Source organism: Frankia sp. CgJB1 (assembly GCF_977947065.1).
Genome location: NZ_CDWTNB010000095.1, coordinates 1 through 6,904, shown reverse-complemented (window position 1 = coordinate 6,904; position 6,904 = coordinate 1). Strand labels below are relative to the sequence as shown.

At 68.8% G+C, this 6,904-nt stretch carries 4 protein-coding genes, 1 pseudogene and 1 riboswitch; of the genes and pseudogenes, 3 read left to right on the top strand and 2 right to left on the bottom strand.

From position 1 onward, the window contains the following. The 3 genes and pseudogenes from AC08OT_RS12270 to AC08OT_RS12260 all read left to right on the top strand — a co-directional run. Positions 1-336 (top strand): annotated as a pseudogene (locus AC08OT_RS12270) (potassium-transporting ATPase subunit B); the annotation flags it as partial. Positions 337-338: 2 nt separating this feature from the next. Continuing rightward, entirely contained in the window at positions 339-1,235 is an 897-nt protein-coding gene (locus tag AC08OT_RS12265) for a potassium-transporting ATPase subunit C (RefSeq protein WP_476593630.1), read from the top strand. Positions 1,236-1,331: 96 nt separating this feature from the next. After that, positions 1,332-2,030 (top strand): response regulator, encoded by a 699-nt coding sequence (locus tag AC08OT_RS12260; protein WP_462188048.1) that lies wholly within the window; start codon positions 1,332-1,334, stop codon positions 2,028-2,030. A 51-nt stretch (positions 2,031-2,081) separates the two neighbouring features. On the opposite strand, the gene AC08OT_RS12255 is transcribed toward AC08OT_RS12260, so the two are convergent. Together AC08OT_RS12255 and corA are read right to left on the bottom strand one after the other, a co-directional pair. Continuing rightward, positions 2,082-4,682 (bottom strand): ATP-binding protein, encoded by a 2,601-nt coding sequence (locus AC08OT_RS12255; protein ID WP_476593631.1) that lies wholly within the window; start codon positions 4,680-4,682, stop codon positions 2,082-2,084. A gap of 154 nt (positions 4,683-4,836) precedes the next feature. Continuing rightward, the gene (gene corA / locus AC08OT_RS12250) at positions 4,837-5,868 is read right to left on the bottom strand and encodes a magnesium/cobalt transporter CorA (protein ID WP_476593632.1); all 1,032 of its coding nucleotides are present in this window, start codon (positions 5,866-5,868) and stop codon (positions 4,837-4,839) included. A gap of 361 nt (positions 5,869-6,229) precedes the next feature. After that, positions 6,230-6,397, bottom strand: a riboswitch (M-box (ykoK) riboswitch). Positions 6,398-6,904: the final 507 nt, after the last annotated feature.

Below are 6,904 nucleotides of genomic sequence, written 5' to 3'. Positions count from 1 at the left end.
GGGGCGCTGACCACCTTCTCGATCGCCAACGACATCGCCAAGTACTTCGCGATCATCCCGGCGATGTTCGCGGCGATCTATCCCGGGCTGGACACGCTCAACCTCATGCGGCTGCACAGCCCGCAGTCGGCGATCCTCTCCGCCGTCATCTTCAACGCGCTCGTCATCCTCGCCCTGATCCCGCTGGCGCTACGCGGCGTCCGTTACACCCCGTCCAGCGCGTCGGCGATGCTGCGTCGCAACCTCTACATCTACGGCGTCGGCGGTCTGATCATCCCGTTCGTCGGGATCAAACTCATCGACCTTGTCATCCAGTTCATCCCGGGAGCCCGGTAACCATGCCTGCGACCCGACTTCCCTCCTTCGTGCGGCAGCATCTCGCCGCCTTCCGCGCACTGCTCGTGCTGACCGTGCTCACCGGCATCGCCTATCCGCTGGTCATCACGGCCATTGCGCAGCTTCCCGGGCTGAAGGACAAGGCGAACGGCTCGTTCGTCACGAACGCCAGCGGCCAGATCGTCGGTTCAGCCGAGATCGGCCAACTGTTCACCGACGACAAGGGCAACCCGATCCCCAAATACTTCCAGTCCCGCCCGTCGGCGGCCGGCGACGGGTACGATCCGACGTCAACGTCCGCGTCCAACCTCGGCCCGGAAGACATTGTCGACAGTTTCGACGACCCGGCCACCAAGGACGAGGACGAAAGCAGCCAGAGCCTGCTCACCCAGGTCTGCGCCCGCAGCAAGGCCATCGGTGACCTGGAAGGGGCCGACGGCCGGCGTCCCTTCTGCACCGCGAACGGCGTCGGCGCGGTCCTGTCGGTGTTCCGGACCGGCGGCACCACCGGACCGGTCACCCGGGCCGTCAGCATCAACGAGGAGTGCCCGGCCGCGCCCTTCGTCGCCACGTACCAGGGCGTCAAGGTCGAGTGCACCAAGCCCGGCGAGGACTACTCGGCCGGCATCACTGTGCCGATCAAGGGGCCGGGTAAGGGCACGGACAACCCGGTCCCGGCGGACGCGGTCACCGCTTCCGGTAGCGGCCTCGACCCCGACATCTCCCCGGCCTACGCCTACCTGCAGGTGAACCGGGTCGCGAAGGAACGCGGCCTCGACCCGGCCACGGTCCGCGCGTTGGTCCACGACCACGAAGACGGCCGGGCGCTGGGCTTCATGGGCGAACCCACGGTCAACGTCCTCGCCCTGAACCTGGCCCTCGACAAGACGACCAGGTAGCGGGACGCTCAGCCCCGAGGACACCCCCGGCGGAGGCCTCACGATGATTCGCACCCTGCCTGCCGTACCGCCCGGTTCACTGCCGGGAGATGACGCGTGACCAGCGTGCTCGTGGTGGACGACGACCCACGGCTGCTCCGCGCGCTACACATCACCCTGCGCGCCCGCGGCTACCAGGTCACCGTCGCCGCGGACGGAAGCCGCGCGCTCGCCGCCGCCGCCGAACACGAACCCGACATCATCCTGCTCGATCTGGGGCTTCCCGACCTCGATGGCGTCGACGTCATCCACGCCCTGCGCGGCTGGACCGCCGCCCCGGTCATCGTGCTCTCCGGGCGCGCCGGCAGCAGCGATAAGATCGTAGCGTTGGACGCCGGTGCCGACGACTACGTCACCAAGCCCTTCCGGGTCGACGAACTGCTCGCCCGGCTGCGCGCCGTCGTCCGGCGCACCCCGCCGCCCACCGAACCGCTCACCGTCGCCCTGGGTGACTATCTGATCGACCTCGACGCACGGCGCGTCACCCGCAAACCCGACAGCGCACGCCCGGACGGCCCCGCCGAGGTCCGGCTCACCCCCACGGAATGGCACCTGCTCGACGTCCTGGTCCGCCACCCCGAAAAGCTACTGACCTACCGGGATCTGCTGCCCCGGGCCGGCGGTCCCGCCCCCAAGGAGCAGAGCCACTACCTGCGCCAGTACATCGGCCGGCTGCGCCACAAACTTGAACTCAACCCGGCACAGCCCCGCCACCTCATCACCGAGCCAGGCATGGGCTACCGGTTCCAGCCATGACCTCGTTATCCACATGTGACCTCGTTGTCCAGCCATGACCTCATCGTCAAACTATGACCTCGTTGTCTGTTGACCGTCCCGCGATCTGAGGACCGCACCGCCCGCCGGCTGGGCGGACCCGCCGACCGTCGCGACCGGCAGCGTTACCACCATGGTCAGGCCCCCGCCGGGGGTGTCCTCCGGCGTCAGGGTGCCGCCCATCGCCTCCGTCAGGCCCCGGGAGAGCGCGAGGCCCAGCCCGATGCCGCTGTCGTTGTCGGTGTCGCCCAGCCGCTGGAACGGCGTGAACGCCTGGTCACGGTCCTCCGCGGGCAGTCCAGGCCCGCGGTCGATGACCCGCAGCTGGATCCGGTCGCGCAACGCACTAGCGGTGATCAGCGGGGGCTGGCCCGGGGGTGAATAGCGGGTCGCGTTGGATAGCAGGTTGGCGATCACCCGTTCCAGCAGCGCCGGGTCGGCGTAGGCCAGCGGAAGGTCGTCCGGGACCGTCACAGCCACGTCGCGAGCTGCCGGGCCCAGGTCGCGCAGCACGCCGGGAATCACGTCGTCGAGCCCGACCGGGGCGGGGAACACGCTCAGGCGTCCAGCCTGCAACCGGCTCATGTCGAGTAGGTTCTCCACCAGCCGGGCCAGATGGTCCAACGCTTCCTCAGCGGTGGCGAGCAGTTCCGCCTGCTCCTCGGCGCTCCACTCGACCTCGTTGCTGCGTAGGTTCGCGACTGCCACCGAGGCCGTGGCGAGCGGGCTGCGCAGGTCGTGGCTGACGGCAATGAGCAGGGCGCGGCGGGTGCGGTCCGCTTCGGCGAGTGGCCCGGCTTCCGCTGCCACCTGGGCCAGCCGCCGCTGTTCGAGGGCGACCGCGGCCTGCGCGGCGAAGGCGGTGAGTACCCGGCGGTCCGCCGCGGGCAGCGGCCGGCCCCGCAGGACCAACGTCAGGTTCTCGCTGACCGGTACCTCCGTGTCGGCCTCGTCCGGCCGTAGGCACGGGTCGGGCCCGGCGCTGTCGACTACCCGCCAGCCGTGACGGTCTGCCTTGTGGGCGCCGTTCTGACCGCCCTCGGCTGCGCGTTCGAGCAGGGCGACCGAGGTCAGCCCGAACCTCTCCCGCACCTGCGCGAGCAGTGCCGGCAGCGCCTGCTCGCCACGCAGCACGTTCCCGGCCAAGGTCGAGAGCATCTCCGCCTCCGCGGTAGCGCGTACCGCCTGGCTGGTCCGCCGGGCGGCCAGGTCGACCACGCTGCTCACCATCACCGCAACCGCCAGGAACGCCAGGAGTGCGAGCATGTTGTTACTCTCGGCGATGATGAAGCGGTGTATTGGTGGGATGAAGTAGTAGTTCAGCAGCAGCAAGCCGCCAAGCGCGGCCAGCAACGCCGGCAGCAGGCTGCCCACCAGCGCCACGGCGACCACCACGATCAGGAACCCCAGCACGTTGCTGGTCAGGTTGAGATCGGTCCGCTGGTGCGTCAACGCAAGGGTCAGCAGCGGCAGCAGCACGACCGCGGCCAAGACACCGGCAAGCCGCCGCCGGAGGGTCAGCTCACGGGCCCGGCGGGGCAGCAGCCGCCCCTTGCCCACCTCCTCGTGGGTGACCAGGTGCACGTCGATCGGCCCGGACAGTTTCGTTGTCGTGACGCCGATACCAGGGTCGATCATGTGGGCCAGCCGGCCGCGCCGGCTCGCGCCGAGCACGAGCTGGGTCGCGTTCTCCGCTCGGGCGAATTCCAGCAGCGCGATGGGAATGTCGTCCCCGGCCACCTGGTGGTAGCTGCCGCCCAGGCTCTCCACCAACACCCGCTGCCGGGCCAGATGCGCGGGCGACGCACCGGCCAGGCCATCGGATCGGGTGACGTGGACCGCAAGCAGGTCCGCACCCTTGGCGCGATCCGCGATCCGCGCCGCCCGGCGGATCAGTGTGTCGTCCTCAGGGCCGCCGGTCAGTGCGACAACCACCCGCTCCCGCGTCTCCCAGATGCCGGAGATCTGATGCTCGGTGCGGTAGTGATCGAGCTGTTCGTCCACCTTGTCGGCCAGCCACAGCAGTGCCAACTCCCGCAGCGCGGTCAGATTGCCGACCCGGAAGTAGTTGCCCAGCGCGGCGTCGATCTTGTCTGGGCCGTAGATGTTGCCGTGGGTCATCCGCCGCCGCAGCGCCTCCGGTGTCATGTCGACCAGTTCGACTTGTTCGGCGGCGCGTACCACCGCGTCCGGCACGGTCTCCCGCTGCGGGACTCCGGTGATCCTTTCCACGACGTCGTTGAGCGACTCCAGATGTTGGATGTTCAACGTCGACAGCACGTCGATGCCCGCGTTCAACAGCTCGTGGACGTCCTGCCAACGCTTGGCGTTCCGGCACCCCGGGACGGTCGTGTGCGCCAGCTCGTCGACGAGCACCACCGCTGGCGCGCGGGCCAGGATCGCATCCACGTCCATCTCAGTAAAGGTGGCACCGCGGTAGGAGACCGTGCGGCGGGGCATGATCTCCAATCCGTCCAGCAACGCGGTGGTCCGCGGTCGCCCATGGGTCTCCACCAGCCCGACCACGACGTCCGTTCCGCGTGCCTTGCGCCGCTGAGCCTCACAGAGCATGTCGTAGGTCTTGCCCACCCCCGGCGCCGCGCCGAGGTAGATCCGCAGTCTGCCGCTCGCCATACGCCCCAGTTTCCGCGTACGAGCCGCCGCTCACGAGCCTGCGGGGCGATACGTAACCGGCTGTTCGAGGAAGCCGGAGCGGGCTGTGCAATCCACACCGGCGGCAACCTCACGATACGTGGGCCAGCCGACGCCCTCGTCCTCCTCGCGCTGGTCACAGCCACCGCCGCTGCCTGAAGATCACGTACAGCATAATGGACACCAAGGCCATCAGGCCGAGCGCGAACGGGTACCCGAACTCCCAGCTCAGTTCCGGCATGGTCTCGAAATTCATCCCGTACACAGTGCCGATCAGGGTGGGCGCGAAGAGGATGGCCGCCCAGGCCGAGATCTTCTTGACCTCCTCGTTCTGCGCGAGGCTCGACTCGGTCAGCGTCTTCATCTCCTCGTTCTGCCGCTGCCCGACCAGCGCGGCGTTGACGGTCAGGATGTTCGCCAGCAGTTGGCGGAACCCCTCGATTCGCTCCACCACGCCCACCGCGTGGTCGGACACGTCCCGCAGGTACTGCTGCAGCTCGGGGTCCACGCCGTACTTGGCGAACCCCGCGGCCAGCGCGTCCAGCATGCCCAGCAGCGGCTTGGCCGCCCGCTGGAACTCGATGACCTCACGGGACAGCTCGTAAATGCGCCGGCTCACCGCCGGATCTCCCCTGAACACCTCGGTCTCGATCTCGTCGATGTCGTTCACCAACCCGTCCACCACCGGGGCGTAATTGTCGACGACCCGGTCCAGGATTGCGTACAACACCGCCTCCGGGCCGTGGGCCAACAGCTCCGGGTCGGACTCCATCCGCCGGCGCACCCGAGGCAGATCCGGCGCATCCCCGTGCCGAACTGTGATGACGAAGTCGTCCCCGACGAAGACGTGCAGTTCGGAAAAGTCAACCTCTTCCCGCGCGTCGTCATAGCGGGCGGCCCGCAACACCACGAACAGGGTCTTGCCGTACCGTTCCAGCTTCGGCCGTTGATGCGCCTGCACCGCGTCCTCGATCGCCAGCTCGTGCAGGTCGAACTCGGCCGCGATCGAAGCGATCTCCCGCTCGTCCGGGTGGACCAGACCGATCCACGCCAGATCCTGCTTGTTCCGGCCCCGGCGGTCCCGCAGCAACTGGTAGGTCTCGCCCAGCGAGCCCGGCCGCGCCAAGCGCCGGTCGGCGGCGTAAAACGCGTTCTCCACGACAGTCATCACGTCAGCTTCCCGGGCCGCGAACGGCATCCGCGTCCGCCCGCATGGTTATGTCGGCAGGGTCAGGCCGGGGCGGCAGCCGCTGCGCAACGACCTCCCGACGGTGCGCAGCTGGCTGATGCCGCCCGACGTGGTCGTCTCACCTGCGACGGGACTGCTCGGCTAGATCATCAGTCTGACGGGGCAGGCTCAGGCGAGGGGGGTCACCGAGGCGACGGGGGTCACCGAGTCAGCCCAGGACAGACGGCAACTATGGCCGGGACTCATCCCGCCACCCCCCTCCCACCAGGCGCCCGCAGGCGCGACTAGTCCAGGCGGGGTGACCGCGACAACCACACCCGGCCGAAGCCGGGCGACACCGAGCACCCCTCCTCGTCAGAGCTTTGGCACTGCGCGGCGTAATCCCCACCGGGAAGCCACTTGGGCTCACCCCTTAGCCCGGGGAGAGCTGTCCTGACCCGGGGCGTCTCTCGACGTTCAAGGTCAGTGGCCTATGTCCGCGCAGACGCCTCACCGAACGAGGTGCTGCCCGGCCAGGATGCCCCCGCACGCCAGCTCGTGTCAATGTCGGCAACCAGACCAAACGGCGCGCACCCCGACGAAACACACGTCCGGGCCGGACCACGCCAGTGTCGCCACCCGCGCGCCTCGCCGAGGTGACCTGCGCCACCCGGACGTTTCCCGCGGGCGGGTCGGCTCTTGGCAGCGCATTCTCGGTCTCGATCGTCACTGGGGCTGGTTGATCCACATTCGGATGGGGAGCGGGGCGGCGTGGGACGGCGGCGGAATCGCCCTCGGCATCGATGCCGACGTCGTCTCCCGAAAAACCCGACTCCCGGCTTTAATGGCGTCACGTTGGGTGAGGGCCCGCATCGGGCTCGCACCGGCAGCGGTCCCCAGGTCCTGGCTGCTCTCCGCACCCTGGTGATCAGCCTGCTCCGGTTCGCTGGTTTCGCCAACACCGCTCGAGCCTTACGCCGCCACGCCGCTATCCCGACCAGGAGATCACCCTCGTGACCAGCATAAATACGACTTT